Below are 14,342 nucleotides of genomic sequence, written 5' to 3'. Positions count from 1 at the left end.
GACTTCCGTGTCTCCGGTTTTCCCGATTGCAGCTGCAGGGCAGAGTGGAAACGTTCGATGACAGCCAAAGACTCCCATTCCTCATGAGCAGGCTGCAAACCCGTCCTGTGGGCTTCAATGTGCTTTTCGGTAATGGAAACACAGTTTTTCCCCTCTGTCAAGCGGCTGGGGTTCTTTAGGGTGGCCCTGAACTCCTGGAGCGTGAGGAGATTACTCTTCCAGAGCCCCTTCCCCTTTCCCCTCCGTTTCTGCTATGATAGGAAAAAACGCCAGGGAGGGGTATGTGCCTTCGTGGATGCGGAGCCCCGTGAGGCACTTGTGGCAACGCTTGGGATCGAGCCCCAGGTCGTGACGCTTACCCTTGATGCCCTGCAGGCAAAGGGATTCCACATTCGCGAGGTTTTCGTCGTCCATCCAAACCCCGCTTCGGCTTCCCTTGCTGAGTCCCTGAGGAAACTCCGGGATGAGGTTGACTTTTACCGCCGTGAAGGTTCGGCGGTTGTCTTTTCCTTTGTGCCCATCAGGGAGGGAGATCTGTTCCCTGCGGACTTCGTCACCGAGCAGGATGTGGGCGTGCTCCTCCGGGTGCTGTACCGGACCGTTGCGAACCTCAAGCGGAAGAACTTTCGGGTTCACCTTTCTGTGGCCGGCGGCCGGAAGGTCATGGCCGCCATGGGCATGGTTGTGGCGCAGCTTGTGCTTGATGAGCGGGATTACGTGTGGCACCTCCTCTCTGAAGGGACTCTGCTTGCCGAACGGTCCATGCACCCCAGGGACCCCTCCCAGGTCGTTCTTGTCCCTATCCCCGTCCTGCACTGGAGCCTTTTTCCTTCCACGGCCCGGGAAATCCTCCTGTGGGATGACCCCTACCGGGCAATCGAGCGGCAGAAAGAGCTGCGGGATAGAGAACGCCTGCGGTTTGTCGAAGCTTTCTGGTGCAAGCTGACTCCAGCAGAACAGGAGGTGATGCGGGCCCTCGTACGCTATGGAGGAACCCAGAAGGATCTGGCGAAGCGTCTCCGCCGCAGCGAGAAGACAATCAACAACCAGCTCCTCAGTATTTACGCCAAGTACCGTGACCATTTTGGCATTGACGAAGGAGCAAAGGTGCGGGATCTCCTGATACGCGATCTGGGGACGCTCTTCGCCCACATAGGGTCTTTACCCTAAGAATTTCCGAGCTTTTACTCGATGACCTCAGTTCTGGACGACGGTATCCTTTCGCAGGTGAGGTGAAGGGGATGGGTGGTCTTCTATGAACGACCTGGGGAGGCTGGCCGAGAGGTTCGATCAGGAAGTCGTTCCCTCCCTGAAAAGGGCATGGGATGTCCAGGCCGATACCCGAATTCCCGGCGTTTCCCTCTATGACCACCTGGTCCTGACGGCAGGATTTGCCGTGGCCATGGTGGAGGAACTATGCCTTCGGGGAAAGACACCAGAGGAAATCTGCGGCTTACCCCTTTCCCGGGAAGAACTGCGCGTTCTGGCCCGTCTTGGAGGACTTTTCCACGACCTGGGGAAGGCAAGGGTGGGGAAAACGGAGTACCGCTTCCACGTGGAGCGAGGGATGGAATACGCCGAAAGTCTCCTCGCTTCGTGGCGTGTGGTGGAGGAAATTCGGAATGCGCTCCTTGGCATCATCGGGCGGCATCACCTCAGTGATGGACCGGTGTCTGCCCTGGAGAAAGTGGTGTGTCTTGCGGACAGCATGGCGTCCGCCGGGGACCGGCCTGAACTTGCTCGGGCAGAAACCCGGGAGGAATTTGAGCGAGTGACGGAGCGCACCTTGCAACTTGAAAAAGAGCTCTTCGGTGAAGAATCTCCGCTCGTCTTCCTTATGGCCGATGTGGACGCCGTTAAATCGTACGTCTACGAGACGAGCAATCTCTCGGAGATCAGGGGTGGTAGCGAAATCCTGGTGGAGGTGGAGCAGGAGATAGCGGAGGAATTCCGGCGGGAGCTCGCCAGGGAGTGTCTCATCTACTGCGGGGGAGGGAATCTCCTTGCGGTGCTCCCGGTGCGGCAAGCAAAGAACTGGGCGCGGAAAATTGAGCGCCTGTACCTCGAGAGAACTCGGCTGGCCACAGCCACCGTGGTCATCTCACCCCCGGTGGGGTATCGGGAAGTCGCTCGTGGTCTTTTCCCCCACGACGATGCCAGCGTGCGGAAGCTCTCGGGGAAGGGTATAGCGCAGGATCTCCTTTTCAGTCACTTCGAGGCCCTGGTGGAGGACCGGGGGAAGCGGAAGAACTTTGGCGAGCTCGTGGCCTGGCTTTCCAGCGACCTCCAGCGGAAAAAGCAAAAAAAGCTCCATGCGCCTTTCTTTGAAACCCTTCCGGTGCATGTCCGCTGTGCATCCTGTGGCAGGCGGGCTGCGGAAAGGGAGGAGTTTGACGAGCTCATCTGTGGAGTGTGTGGTGCCAAAAGGGATTGGGGGCGGAAGGAAAAGCGGGGTTTTGTGGAGAGGTTTGCCGAGTTCCTCGAAGAGCAAGGGGGTGTAAAGAGCCGCCTCGAACCCCCGAAGGACCTTGAGGAGCTCGTGGGCGGGGAAGAGGGACGGATTGCCCTGCTTTATGCCGACGGCAACAATATGGGCGATATCCTCCAGCAAGCCACCTCTCCTGCCTTTTACCGGAATTTCTCCGAAGCCCTCCGGATGGCTACGGAGGAAGCGCTCTTTGCGGCTTTCGTGCAGACCTTTGGTCGTGAGGCTTTCGAGAAGGAAAAGCGGATCCTTCCCTTTGAGATTGTAGCCCTGGGAGGAGACGACGTTGTGGTCCTTGTCCCGGCGCGAGCTTCGTGGAAACTGGCCCTGAATTTCCTGCGGAATTTCGAGGGTCACGAGGGAATCCGGAGGATTCAGGAGACTGCGGGGGAGCGTCTGGGGAAAGCGCTGCGGCTGAGCATGTCCCTGGGGCTGGCCATTGCAGATGCGAAGTACCCCGTGAGCTTCCTCCTTAATCTTGCTGAGAGCCTCCTCAAAAGGGCCAAAGCCCTGGCCCGGAGAACCCAGAAGAGTACCATCTGTCACCTCTGGCTTCGGGCTCCGGTGCTCATCGAGGACGGAGGTCGGCTCCTTGAGGCGCTCTACAGGAGAGCAGACCGGGGGTGCACCCTCACCCTCCGCCCTTACACCCTGGATCAGGCTGTGCGCCTTACAGAAGTCGCCGCAGAACTGGCTACCCTTCCCTCCTCGCAACTTCGGGATTTTGCCGAAGTCCTTGAACAGGGAGTGCGAGTCTCTCTGAACTTCGCCCTCTACCAGGCGGCCCGAATGGGCGAGGGGAGAAGGGAGACGGTAATCAGGCTCTTCCGGGATTTGGGGAGGCTTCCGGAGGAGGGAGAGTCCTGCTTTTTCTGGGTAAAGAGAAACGGAAGCTGGTTCACGGGGCTTCTTGATGCGGTGGAGCTCGTCGAGCTTGGAGCTTCTGGAATGCCCCTTTAGGAGGAAGAAAGCCGTGTTTCTGCTTCGCGTTGACCTCAGGTTCCGGTGGCATTCGGGATTCCATATAAGCGGTGAACGGGTGGAACTGTGGACAGATAAGGCCCTGGCCCTTGACTGGAAGGATGAGGCTTTTCCGACCATTCCGGCCACAACCCTCAAGGGATGGTTGCGGGAGGGGGCAGAGCGGGCGCTGCGAGGCCTTGGGGTGGAGGTCTGCGACGCCTCTCAGGCAGGAACTACCTGCGGTATCTGCCCGGTGTGCGAGGTGTTCGGTCATCCCCGGGGGAAGTCGCCTCTTTTCTTCGAGGACATCGTCCTGTGCGACACCCTTCGGAGTACCCGTATGGGGGTTTCCCTGAGCCGTTTCAGGAGGACGGCTTATGAGGAGCGGCTTTTCTCCCTCGAGACCGGGTTCTGTCCGGGGTTTCAGGCGTCCGTGCGGGGCATTTTTGCGACGGAAGAGAAAGCTAAAAAAGCAGCCTCTCTGCTTTTTGCCGGTGTCCGGGTGCCTTTTGCCCTTGGGGCGGGGAGATCCCGGGGGCTTGGGTGGTTCAGCCTTGAGGAGAGAGGCTTTGTGGCTTCGGTGAACGGCACGTCTCTAAAGGAAGAAGACCTGATTTCGGAACTTCTGGCGCTGCGAGCAGGGTGACGACCATGGGGAAAGTGGTCCTGGAACTTATTCCGGAATCCCCCCTTCGTGTGGGCGGGGTCAGGCCGAAGGAGAATTTCCTCAGCACGGTGGGGTACATCCCCGGAAGTGTTCTGCGGGGGACGCTGGCGGAGTGGTTCAGGGTTCAGGACCGGGAGGGCGACATCGTTCCCGTGGTTTCGGAGATGCGCTTCGGGAACCTCTTCCCTGCACCTCGGGAGGCGCACTACGCTCTCCCTCTTCCCCTGACGGCTCTGGAGTGCAAACTCCACGGAGGATTCAGGACAGAGGGAGGACACGGTATCCGGGATAGCCTCCTTGTGGCCTGCGTGTACGAAGAGCTGGAGCGGCTGGGAGCGAGATTCCCCGTTCCCCTGCTTTTCCGCTGCAGAGAGTGTGGGGGGCGGATGGAGAGGGTTCGGGGATTCTGTGCACACACACCCTCGGGATGGAGAAAGGCGGAGGTTTCCCTGGGCCTTAAGACCGGCGTTGCTCTGAGCCGGTTCCGCCGAGTGGCGCAGGAAAAGGCGCTGTACCGGGTCATGGGTATTCGCCCAAAAGACGGGCTTGTGTTCCTCGGCCGCCTTTCCTTTCAAAGGGAAGAGCAGCTCAGGGAACTTGAGGTGGCGGTGGAACACCTTGGCGTGGGAGCTCTCACCACCCGGGGATTCGGGAAGGCCAGGCTTTCCGCGCGAAGTGATGCCCTTCCTTCGCTTTCTGAAAGGCTCCGCAACTTTAACGAAAGACTCAGGACAGTGTGGCGGGACCTTCTGCACCTCTGCCGGCAGGCTGGGGGGGCAGAGGCAATCCCGGAAAGTCCCCACCACACCTACTTCAGCCTTGACCTCCTCTCTCCGGGTATCTTCACAGATGCTTCTGGCCTTCCTTCTCTGGTTCCCGTTCTGGAACTTGCTGGGGAGTCCCTTTCGCCAGTGTTCTGGGCAACGCACCAGGTTCATGCTGGAGGATGGTCCACCGCCTGGGGACTGCCCAAGCCCACGGCTTTAGCGGCAGCCCAGGGAAGCGCTTATGTGTTCAAAAGTTCTCTCGGTGAAAAGGAACTCCTTCCTCTCCTTGAAGCCCTGGAGTCCGGGGGAATCGGTGAGCGAACGGATGAGGGCTTCGGAGAGGTGGTTGTTTGCCATCCTTTGCATCAGGAGGTCATGCCGGTATGAAGTTGAGCGCCAAGCTGCAACGCCTGGTGGAAAGAGAACTGGATTCCCTCGTGAAGCGGGCGGAGCAGTGCGTGGAGGTCGCCGTTCGGGATGACTCGAAAAAGAAAAAGGATACGCAGGATACGCAGTTCCGTAACCTCCAGAATATCGCTGCTGCCACCACCTCGGTTTTCGTCCTCGAGAATTTCCTCAGGTACCAGATGGGAAGAGGATACGTCGACGAAAAGGTGGGAGAGCGCATCCTGCAGGATATCGAGGATTTGAAGAAAAGGGCCGAGGACGTCGCCCGGAAAGAGGGTTTTGCCGAAAGCGAGGAGTTCCCGACATTCCGCATGGAGCTCATTCGACTGTACCTTGGGTTTCTCGTGCGGGCCATCAAGGCAGAGGCAAAGCAGGGCGAATCTACTCGGGGAGGGAGAGGCGGTGACTGATTTCTTCCGCTTTGAGAACCGGACATGCATTCAGGCTCGTCTTGTGGCGCAGACCGCTGTTTCGGTGGGGAGCAGGGTTTCCCTTCTCCCTTCAGGGTCCGACCTTCCGGTCATCAAAACCCCCGACGGTCTCCCCTTCATTCCCGGATCTTCCCTCAAGGGCGTAGTCCGATCGTACCTTGAGCGAATCCTTCGTACCCTGGGGGACGCGAAAAAGGCCGTCCAGGGGGAGAGGCTCTGGGCCTGTGACCCGCTGGATAAGGAATGCTGCTGCGTGCCCCCCGGAAGGAAGAAAGAACTCGTCGAAGAGTTCTTCCTGAGAGCACGGCAAACTGGAGAGAACTTTGACGAGCTTCTTGCCCGGGCAATCTGGAAAGAGTCCTGTACAGCCTGCCGTCTCTTCGGCCACCAGTGGATGGCAGGGCGCATTGCCTTCCGGGATGCTCTGCTTGTGAACGCGGAGGAGCTCCCGCAGCTCGTTGAGGTTCGGGACGGCGTGGGGATTGACCGGGATCTGGGCTCGGCAAAGGCGAGCATCAAGTACGACTTTGAGACCGTTCCCCGGGGAGCAGTTTTTGGTTTTCAGGTTGTTGTGGAGAACGCCCAGGACTGGGAAGTTGGGCTTCTCTTCCTGGGTCTTGAGGCCCTGCGGGAAGGAATGCTTCCCGTGGGAGGAAAGACAACCCGGGGTCTTGGCTTTGTGACCCTTGAGGACGTCACGGTGCGGAGCTTCACCGTTGAGGACCTCCTGCTCCGTCCGGAAGAGGGAAAGGTCCGGACCCCTCAGGAGTTCATCGACGCCTTTACGCAGGCTTTGCAGTGAGGAGGGAGAAGGATGCACCGGAAGCGCTGGAATGCCGTGCATGTGCTCTTTGAGCTTCACCCCTGTTCGCCGCTTCTTGTGAAGTCCGGGACGCTCTCTCCCAACCCTTCTCTTCCTGATATGCAGTTCGTCCGCACTCAGGGCCCTCAGGGTGAGGAGGTGTTCATCCCTGGATCCTCGCTCAAGGGGGTTTTCCGGAGCTTCACGGAGAGGGTTCTGCGAACGTTTGGTGAGGAACGCCTGGCGTGCGACCCTCTGGGGAAGGAAAGCTGCGGCAGGAAAAAAGAGGTGGAGGATGCGGCCAAACAGGGCAATTCGGCCCTGGTGTACCGGGAATCCTGTCTTGCCTGCAAGATGTATGGACACACCAGACTCCGGGGTCGTCTGTCCTTCACCGATGCCTTTCCTGAAGGCAGCTGGAAGACCGAGATTCGCTACGGTGTGGCCATCTCCCGGCTCACCGGCGCGGTGGCGGTGGGACCTTTTGACATGGAAGTCCTCGTGGAGGGGCATTTTGTGGGGTCGCTGCTTTTAGAGAACTTCGAGGTCTGGCAGCTTGGCCTCCTGGGCCTTGCCGTTCGGTCGCTCAACGAGGGCCTGACGAGGGTTGGTTTCGGGAAGAGCCGGGGGTTTGGCGAGGTGAGAATGCGCGTCCGGGAGATGAGCCTTGAGATGGCCAAGGTGGCAGGGCTTTCCCCAGGAGAGCTCTGGGGAGCGGGAGCCTTTGCGGGTGACGCGGAGCGAAAGGCTTACGGCCTCCGGAGCGACGATCGCCTCAAGGGGATTCCGGAAGGTGCACCCCGGGATCTTGGGGTATACGTGCGCACGGTGTATGGTCCTCAAGAGGGCCAGGAAGTCCTTGAGCGAGCCGCAGAGTGCCTCGGGAGTTTCTTTGGAGGATGACCCCATGAAGGGCACAAGAGGGTATGTATACCACGGTGTTCTCGAAAGGGGAAACCTCGAAACCCTGAGAGAGCTTCTGGGGGAAGGGGTGACCCTTTCCTGGAATCTCGGGGCGTGCGATTTCTCCGGGGCCCTGCGGGAGAGGGGTTGCACGTTCGGTACAACCTGGGAGCTCCGCTGGCGGATGCTTCCCGATGGCCGTTTTGCGGTGCTTCTCCTCAGCGAGGAACCAAAGCCCAGCCTTCCCCTTGAGGCCGTTTCGGGGACCTGGGAGACCTACGAGATTCCTGCACGGCTTGTCCCTCTCCATGCTCCCCGATTTGCTCCGGCATTCTGCGAGTATCCCGGGCTAAGGAGCAGCGAGGGTACTCTGGTGTGCCGGGTGTACGTTCGGGATGGCGTAACGATGTTCGTGAGCCCGAGGAGGTTTGCTCCATGAAGAGAAACGAAAGCAAATCGCCCGCGCCGTTTTTCTTCCTCCCCCTGCAGGGCGAGGTTTCAAGGGAAAAACCACCCGTCCACGACCGGTTTCGGGGTTACAGTGGAAGGATCGAGCTTTCTCTCGTTGTGGATTCCAGGTACCTTTTCGTCGGTTCCGGGGCCTTCGAGTTCGGCGCCGAAAAGGGCATCGGTACCCCCGACGTGTGGTGGGCGTTTTGCCGGAGCAACGGCAGACTCTGCATCCCCGGAACGAGCCTGAAGGGTGCCGTGCGGAGCATCGTCGAGGCAATCTCCGCTTCCTGTGTTCGCCAGGTCCGGCGGGAAGAAGCACTTCCGAGGATGTACGAACCGTGCCGGGACCCTGGAAACCTTTGCCCTGCCTGCCGGATTTTTGGAACCACGGGTTTCCGGGGCAGGGTGTGCTTTGCCGATGCCTTCCCCCGGGGGAACGTGACGACAGAGGTTGTCAAGATCGGGGAACTCTGGGGACCACGGCGCTCTGAGGGGCGGAAGTTCTACCGGAACGGGGAGGTTGCCGTTTTCTCCGACCGGAAACCGGAGAAGAACCGCCGGTTCCTCGAGGTCGTTCCGGAAAAGACGAGGTTTGAGACGACGCTCTTTTTCGAAAACCTGGAAGAGGGTGAGCTCGGCCTTCTGGGGTATGCCCTGGGGTGGGAGAAGAAGCGAGAGGAAGAGAGGCTTGTTTTAGCCTTCCGGCCCAAAATCGGTGGGGCCAAGCCTCGCTGTTTCGGGACGGTTCAGTTCGTTCCCAAAAGGGTAGTGCTCTTTGAGTTCCACCAGAAGGCCCTCTGGAGGTCCCGGGTTCTTGAGGGGCAGGACATGCATGGCTTCCTCGTCCGGTGCCTTGAGGCCTCAAGGAGAAACGGTCTTGTCCGTGAGGATGCCCTGAAGTCTCTACGAAGCATGTTGAAGGACAGGGAGTATTCCTGTCCCCAGGACATCTACTGAGGTGATGGTGATGACTGTCGAGGAAAAGGTGGAGCTTGCTCAAAAGATTTTCCAGCGTCTCCAGAAACACGTACAGAGGAGGGGAAGCTCGAAGTTCTCTTCGGAGTGGAGCAAATGGAGCATGTACGCATCACGCCGGGGCTTTGCCCGGGCCCTTGCCATGGCCAAGGTGCTGAGGGATTCCCCTTCACTCCGCGATGAGCCCAAAGGGCAGTACCGGGTCATTGCCCAGGTGGCCGAGGCACTGAGGAAAGAACTCGAACCCCTTGCACCTTCGGACCTTGCCGACGTCCTGGGCTATGTTCGCTGGATGCTCGTTGCCGAAAAGCTCTAAACTGGGGTGGAGTCCATGAAGGCGCTTTCCTTTCTCGGTCGGGGAAATTACCAGACGGTCACCTACGTTTTTGGAGAGCGTTCCTGCACCACAAGCCTCTTCCCTGAGGCTCTTGCCCGGATGTTCCCCCTGGAGAGGCTCTTCCTCTTTGTCACCGAGGAAGCCAGGAAAAGCCAGGGATTTCTGGAGCTCAGAGAGCGTCTTGGAGACCTTCTTGAGGCCGTTACCATCCCGGAGGGGAAGTCGGAAGAGGAACTCTGGGAAATTTTTGCCCGATGCGCGGCATGCCTCAAGGAGGGGGACAGTGTGGTGCTCGATATTACCCATGCCTTCCGTTCGCTCCCCCTTATCGTCTTCACCGTTTCGGCGTATCTGCGGAAGGTCATGAAAGTTGAAGTGCAGCACATCCTCTACGGGGCCTACGAGGCCCGTGTACCTCGCCGGGAGCCCCCACAGCCGGAAGATTGCGTTCCCGTTTTCGACCTGGCTGTGCTCTTAGACCTTCTTGACTGGCTCTCAGGAGTCGAAGCCTTTCTGGCGCGCAGCGAGGCCGGAATCCTTGCGGAGAAACTCAGAATCACCCATGACCGCCTGAACAGAAGCGGCACGGTGAACGGGGAAAAGCCCCGGAAGATCAAGAGGGTAGCAGGGAAACTCGAAGAGCTCTCGAAGGCCCTGCACCTCTCTCGTCCCCTTGATGTGATGGAGATTGCCTCTCTCCTGCTTCCCGAGCTCGAGGAGGCCAAAGCAGAGCTCTCCCGTTGGGCCAGGCCTTTTGCGGTTGTCCTCGAGAAAGTAGCGCAGGAGGTTGGGAGACTGGCTGAGGAACACCCCCGTTCCCTGAGCGAGGAAAGCCTTGGGAGACAGCTTGAGCTCATCGAGCACTACCTCGAAAAAGGCCTTGTGGTGCAGGCCGTGCTCCTTGCCCGGGAATGGGTGGTGAGCTGGGCCTGTCTGAAGGACGGCCAGGATTTCTGGCTGAACCGTAAGTACCGGGAGGGTGTGGAGAGCATCCTTGGGGGGATGGCTCAACAGGCTCGGGACAGAAAAGCGCTGTCCGGTCAGAAGAGCTGGATGACGGATGCCCTGGCCAGGGAATGGGGATGGCTCACGCAGCTGCGAAACGACATTGCCCACTGTGGCATGAGTGTTTCGGCAAAAGGCGCCCAGAGCATTGAGAGCAAAGCGAAGGTAATTCCCGGGAAACTCCGGGCTATTCTCGCTTCAGTCCCCGGGGTTTCCCCGTCGCAGGAACCAAAGGTTGTGAACCTTGAAACCCTCTACGATGGGGTAGCAAAACTCGAGCTTTTACCCCAGTACCTGGAAAAGGCGAGGGAACTTGCTGGAGAGGGGTGCGATGTGGTCCTCACGGGGCAGGCGCCGGTGTGGCTGTACCTTGCTGTGGCCCATGCGCTGCACGGGAAAGCCCGCCGGCTCTACTACAGCTCGCCCGTCACTGGGGAAGTCCTCATCTTTGACCATGCAGCGCTTTAGGGAGGAGCGGAAATGTTCTGGAAGGATGATGAGAAATCGAGGGTACGGGTATGTCCGTACTGTAACGGTACCGGCCGGTGCCGCCACTGCAGGGGTTCCGGTATTCACAACTATCCGGGATACGGAAGACCCATGACCGAAAGGCCCTGTGGGTTCTGTCGTGGTACTGGGGTTTGCCAGCACTGCCGTGGTAGAGGAGTGCGGTGATTCCTGAGCCACCCTCTTCCTTGCAAATTTCGTCTCGCAGGGCCGGGTGCCTTTTTGGGCATCCGGAGCTCTGGGGTTTTTGCCCCCTGGGTCTTCAGGTGTTTGCCTCTGGTTGTTGCGTGGTGGACGAGGTATCCTCAGAAGCGCAAAAGCGGGATAAGGGGAGGGTGAGAGGTTGGAACTGAAGTTCACGGTGACGCCGAAGCAGCTCAAGGAGAAGCTCCGGCGGATCGCGAAAATGGACAGCCCGCCAGCGGTGTTTTTGTGGGGGAAGCCGGGGATCGGCAAGACCCAGATAGTGTACCAGGTTGGAGAAGAGGTGGGAAAACCCGTCAAGGTGATGATTCTGTCCTTAATGGATCCGACGGAACTCAAAGGGTTCGTCTTCCCGGACCGGGAGAAGAAACGAGCCGAGTTCTTCCCCCTGAATTTTCCGGACGAGCCGTTCATCCTCTTCTTCGATGAGTTCAATACTGCACCGACTGCCGTGCAGAACGCGGCCATGCGAATCGTCTTAGAGAAGAAGATTGGTGACTATGAGCTCCCGGAAGGGACGCTTGTGGTCTGTGCAGGGAATAGGCTCAAGGACAAGGCAACCGTCAACAAGCTCTCTTCAGCCATGGTGAATAGAGCCCTGCACTACTCAGTGGTGCCGGACTTTGACGACTTCAAGGAGTACTGGATGAAGAAGGGACTGCCAGAGGAAGTGGTGGCGTACCTTGAGCTTGATACGAAGTACCTCTCTGGAGAACCGGATATCGACAGGCCCTATCCGTCGCCGAGAGCCTGGGAGATGGTGGGGAGGCTCCTGCAGAGTGGCATCAATAACGTTGAGGACGTTGCAGGTATCGTCGGTGAAGAGGCGGCGGTGAGATTTGTGGCATTCATGAAGAAGTGTACCGGAGTCGGGAAGATGGTGGAGGCAATTCTGCGGGGAGAGAAGGTCTACCCGAAGACCGGTGAGGTCGAGAAGAGCTTCATGCTGGCGACAGTCCTTGTGAACAAGACGAACAGAGAAAACCTGGCGGTACTCTTAAACTACGCCCTGGAGGCCCCGGACTACATGTCGCCGTATATCGTGCTCTGGATGAAGTCCATCCTGAAGCTTGGGGTGGTGACGGTCGAAAACCTCCTTGCACCGCATGCTGTGGACCTGACGAAACGGTTCGCCGGCAAATACAAGTTCGTCATCGAGGGGTAAGGCGATGGTCTTGAGAGTAAAGGTGGACAGGGAAATCACCAGGATGGTGGTAAGCCATCCCATCATCGCCTCGGTGTTGCTGAAACTCCGGGTTGAAATAAGACCGAAAAAGGAGATGCTGTACCCAGCAGCGCTGGACCTGGAAAACAGAATCCTTTTCATTCGGGAAGACCTGGAGGAGACGAGGCTCCCACTGTCGTCGATTCTTGCCCACGAAGCGATGCACATCCTGAATGGGACGTTGCTTCGAAGGGAGAGCCGGGATGTGATTCTATGGAACTACGCCACGGACCTTGAGATCAACTGGATGTTAAAAGATATGGGGTTTGACGTGAGCGTGGGTCTGTACAGCGAGAGGTTCCACAACATGCACGCAGAGGAAATCTACGAGCATTTGAAACGTGCAGTTGACTGGGAAGCAAAACAAATCATTCGGAGGATTGCAAGGCTGACAGAAAAGATTGGCCAGGGAGGTAAAGGGGGAAGGGATTTCGAGAAGAAAGTTGAGCAATTGAGGGAGTTTCACAAAAAGCTGAGACAAAAGTTAAAACTGCCGGAAGACGGAGAGATGACTCCTGATCCAGACGCGCGGAATGAGGAAACCAGGGCGATTGCCAGGCAGTTCATCATTGACGCAGCCATCTCGGCATGGCAGCTTGTGCAAGCAGGTATTGGAACTATGCCCGGGGGCTGGAAAAGGGTTGTCGAAAAGCTCTCCGAGAGCCGGGTTCGCTGGCAGGATCTCCTGGAAGGGACGATAGTCGAGGCTATTGCTGCGGATTACAGTTACCGGAGGCCATATAAGCCCACGCTCCTCTACTGCGATGTGTACACGCCATCGCTCAACGAACAGTTTTACCGGTACCATGGGACGGTTTTCGTTATCGTGGATACTTCCGGGAGTATCTCGCAGGAGGACCTCAGCTATTTCCTCGGTGAAGTACAGGAAATCCTCAAGCAGTACCGGGTGGTGTTCATCGCCTGCGATGCTGCTGTCCAGGCGGTGGTGGAGGATGGGGATATCCAGGAAATCCTGAAGCATGTCAAAGGAGGTGGTGGGACTGTTCTTGCGCCGGCATTCAAGTGGATTGAAGAGCATGCCCCGGACGAGTGTGCACCGGTCGTTCTCATGACCGATGGGTACAACGCAGATAAAAAAATTCCAAGGCCTTCTAACATGACGAAGCTCATCGTGTTGACGACTGGAAAATTGCCCGGGGGTATTGAGGCGGATTACGTCATAAGGGTTTCGAGAGAAGAGAAGGAATGAGGAGTTTCGAGATGATGCCATCACCGGCGCCATCTCGGGAGTGCTTTCCGGGGGTGAAGAGGTGTACGTCGAGAGGATGGAATTCGAAGAGATTTTAAGGGTCGAACTGGTAAACAACCACGCGCTTGTAGCATGCAAAAAGAATGGTAATTATGCGCTGGGATTTTTCCTGGGATTTCTTTCTCTTGTGGTTCCTCCAGACTCCAGGTATTCGGTGTGCAGGGTTCCGGTTCTTGAGGGTGGTTCGGAGACGCGGGAAATCAGAAAGGGTATCACTGTGAAGGTGGATACCACCAGAGAGAGAATCAAGAACCTCAAAGACGCAATGTTCGAGCTCGATAGGCGTGTTTCATGTGTCCACATCGAGGAGTTCGACGAATTCATAAATGCTCTCTATGAAGTCTTTTCCAGGTATTTTCCGCAGGCAGAGGTCATCGGCCCGTCGGTTAAGGCAATAGACGTATTCGACCTGGATAAGGAGGGGCTTTACTTCTTTATCATGGAGAAAGGCGGGTTTATGGACACAGCGGGGAAGGAATTCCTGAGAGAACGGGAACGAATCATTAGAGAACTTGAAAAACAGTTTCCGTGGTTCGTCCTCATGCCAAAAAAACCCGGAGATCCGGCATCGTACAGTTTGGGTGAGGTTATGGACTGCCTGACTTTAGGGACTACCAGCGGAAGTCCAGGGAATCGCGTCTGTTACAATCTATGTTTCTACGTCTCCATTTTCAGGAGGGGCAGGAGGAGACTCAACCGGAAGAAGGTGAAGTGGTTTGAAAAGGCTATGGAAAGGGTGAATGGCGTAGCGTTCTATCCGGCAAACGGGCCTATCACGGAGCTGGGTGTGAGTATCGAGCCACCGTACGAGACAGGGAAAGTGGAGCGGTGGCTGAGGTATGGACTGTTTAGGCTGAGTCCGGATGCTTACCGGAAAAGCATTTTACAAGACGATAACCTGGCCTGTGAGTTCACCCTAATGGAGCTGTCGATATAGGGA

The 14,342-nt window shown here is 57.7% G+C and carries 14 protein-coding genes; all 14 read left to right on the top strand.

Features of this window, described 5'->3' with window-relative positions:
* The first annotated feature begins 201 nt into the window (after positions 1-201).
* The 14 genes from ACPT9Q_RS04850 (at position 202) to ACPT9Q_RS04785 (ending at position 14,339) form a co-directional block, all read left to right on the top strand.
* A complete protein-coding gene (locus ACPT9Q_RS04850) occupies positions 202-1,170 on the top strand; it encodes a CRISPR-associated ring nuclease (RefSeq protein WP_427366538.1) in 969 nt (322 codons plus the stop codon).
* 85 nt (positions 1,171-1,255) lie between these two features.
* Complete coding sequence (locus ACPT9Q_RS04845) at positions 1,256-3,445, top strand: Cas10/Cmr2 second palm domain-containing protein (protein ID WP_017873324.1); 2,190 nt, start codon at positions 1,256-1,258, stop codon at positions 3,443-3,445.
* A gap of 13 nt (positions 3,446-3,458) precedes the next feature.
* Positions 3,459-4,094, top strand: a complete 636-nt coding sequence (locus tag ACPT9Q_RS04840; protein ID WP_017873325.1) for an RAMP superfamily CRISPR-associated protein — start codon at positions 3,459-3,461, stop codon at positions 4,092-4,094.
* Positions 4,095-4,099: 5 nt separating this feature from the next.
* Positions 4,100-5,269, top strand: coding sequence for a type III-D CRISPR-associated RAMP protein Csx10 (gene csx10 / locus ACPT9Q_RS04835; RefSeq protein WP_017873326.1), 1,170 nt, complete (start codon positions 4,100-4,102; stop codon positions 5,267-5,269).
* On the top strand, positions 5,266-5,700 hold the full coding sequence (locus ACPT9Q_RS04830; RefSeq protein WP_017873327.1) for a hypothetical protein: 435 nt from the start codon (positions 5,266-5,268) through the stop codon (positions 5,698-5,700). Before csx10 ends, ACPT9Q_RS04830 begins: the two co-directional genes overlap by 4 nt.
* Entirely contained in the window at positions 5,693-6,523 is an 831-nt protein-coding gene (csx7, locus tag ACPT9Q_RS04825) for a type III CRISPR-associated RAMP protein Csx7 (protein WP_017873328.1), read from the top strand. Before ACPT9Q_RS04830 ends, csx7 begins: the two co-directional genes overlap by 8 nt.
* Positions 6,524-6,535: 12 nt before the next feature.
* Entirely contained in the window at positions 6,536-7,426 is an 891-nt protein-coding gene (locus ACPT9Q_RS04820; protein ID WP_017873329.1) for an RAMP superfamily CRISPR-associated protein, read from the top strand.
* Between the two features lie 4 nt (positions 7,427-7,430).
* Positions 7,431-7,865: a hypothetical protein gene (locus ACPT9Q_RS04815; protein WP_427366537.1), complete on the top strand. Its 435-nt coding sequence runs from the start codon at positions 7,431-7,433 to the stop codon at positions 7,863-7,865.
* Positions 7,862-8,836: an RAMP superfamily CRISPR-associated protein gene (locus tag ACPT9Q_RS04810; RefSeq protein WP_427366536.1), complete on the top strand. Its 975-nt coding sequence runs from the start codon at positions 7,862-7,864 to the stop codon at positions 8,834-8,836. Before ACPT9Q_RS04815 ends, ACPT9Q_RS04810 begins: the two co-directional genes overlap by 4 nt.
* Positions 8,837-8,840: 4 nt before the next feature.
* Complete coding sequence (locus ACPT9Q_RS04805) at positions 8,841-9,170, top strand: hypothetical protein (RefSeq protein ID WP_017873332.1); 330 nt, start codon at positions 8,841-8,843, stop codon at positions 9,168-9,170.
* A gap of 15 nt (positions 9,171-9,185) precedes the next feature.
* On the top strand, positions 9,186-10,664 hold the full coding sequence (gene csx2, locus ACPT9Q_RS04800) for a TIGR02221 family CRISPR-associated protein (protein WP_017873333.1): 1,479 nt from the start codon (positions 9,186-9,188) through the stop codon (positions 10,662-10,664).
* Positions 10,665-11,046: 382 nt separating this feature from the next.
* Positions 11,047-12,072 (top strand): ATP-binding protein, encoded by a 1,026-nt coding sequence (locus tag ACPT9Q_RS04795; RefSeq protein ID WP_427366535.1) that lies wholly within the window; start codon positions 11,047-11,049, stop codon positions 12,070-12,072.
* Between the two features lie 4 nt (positions 12,073-12,076).
* Positions 12,077-13,342, top strand: coding sequence for a vWA domain-containing protein (locus ACPT9Q_RS04790; protein WP_427366534.1), 1,266 nt, complete (start codon positions 12,077-12,079; stop codon positions 13,340-13,342).
* Between the two features lie 61 nt (positions 13,343-13,403).
* On the top strand, positions 13,404-14,339 hold the full coding sequence (locus ACPT9Q_RS04785; protein WP_427366533.1) for a hypothetical protein: 936 nt from the start codon (positions 13,404-13,406) through the stop codon (positions 14,337-14,339).
* Positions 14,340-14,342: the final 3 nt, after the last annotated feature.

The organism is Candidatus Caldatribacterium saccharofermentans, assembly GCF_050267035.1.
Taxonomy (GTDB): Bacteria; Atribacterota; Atribacteria; order Atribacterales; family Caldatribacteriaceae; genus Caldatribacterium; species Caldatribacterium saccharofermentans.
This window is presented reverse-complemented; position numbering and strand designations above follow the sequence as displayed.

Excerpts from the sequence above, each read along its gene's own strand:
- ACPT9Q_RS04845 (WP_017873324.1), top strand. The coding sequence starts at position 1,256 with ATGAACGACCTGGGGAGGCTGGCCGAGAGGTTCGATCAGGAAGTCGTT.
- csx10 (WP_017873326.1), top strand. The coding sequence starts at position 4,100 with ATGGGGAAAGTGGTCCTGGAACTTATTCCGGAATCCCCCCTTCGTGTG.
- ACPT9Q_RS04830 (WP_017873327.1), top strand. The coding sequence starts at position 5,266 with ATGAAGTTGAGCGCCAAGCTGCAACGCCTGGTGGAAAGAGAACTGGAT.
- ACPT9Q_RS04820 (WP_017873329.1), top strand. The coding sequence starts at position 6,536 with ATGCACCGGAAGCGCTGGAATGCCGTGCATGTGCTCTTTGAGCTTCAC.
- ACPT9Q_RS04815 (WP_427366537.1), top strand. The coding sequence starts at position 7,431 with ATGAAGGGCACAAGAGGGTATGTATACCACGGTGTTCTCGAAAGGGGA.
- ACPT9Q_RS04810 (WP_427366536.1), top strand. The coding sequence starts at position 7,862 with ATGAAGAGAAACGAAAGCAAATCGCCCGCGCCGTTTTTCTTCCTCCCC.
- ACPT9Q_RS04805 (WP_017873332.1), top strand. The coding sequence starts at position 8,841 with ATGGTGATGACTGTCGAGGAAAAGGTGGAGCTTGCTCAAAAGATTTTC.
- csx2 (WP_017873333.1), top strand. The coding sequence starts at position 9,186 with ATGAAGGCGCTTTCCTTTCTCGGTCGGGGAAATTACCAGACGGTCACC.
- ACPT9Q_RS04790 (WP_427366534.1), top strand. The coding sequence starts at position 12,077 with ATGGTCTTGAGAGTAAAGGTGGACAGGGAAATCACCAGGATGGTGGTA.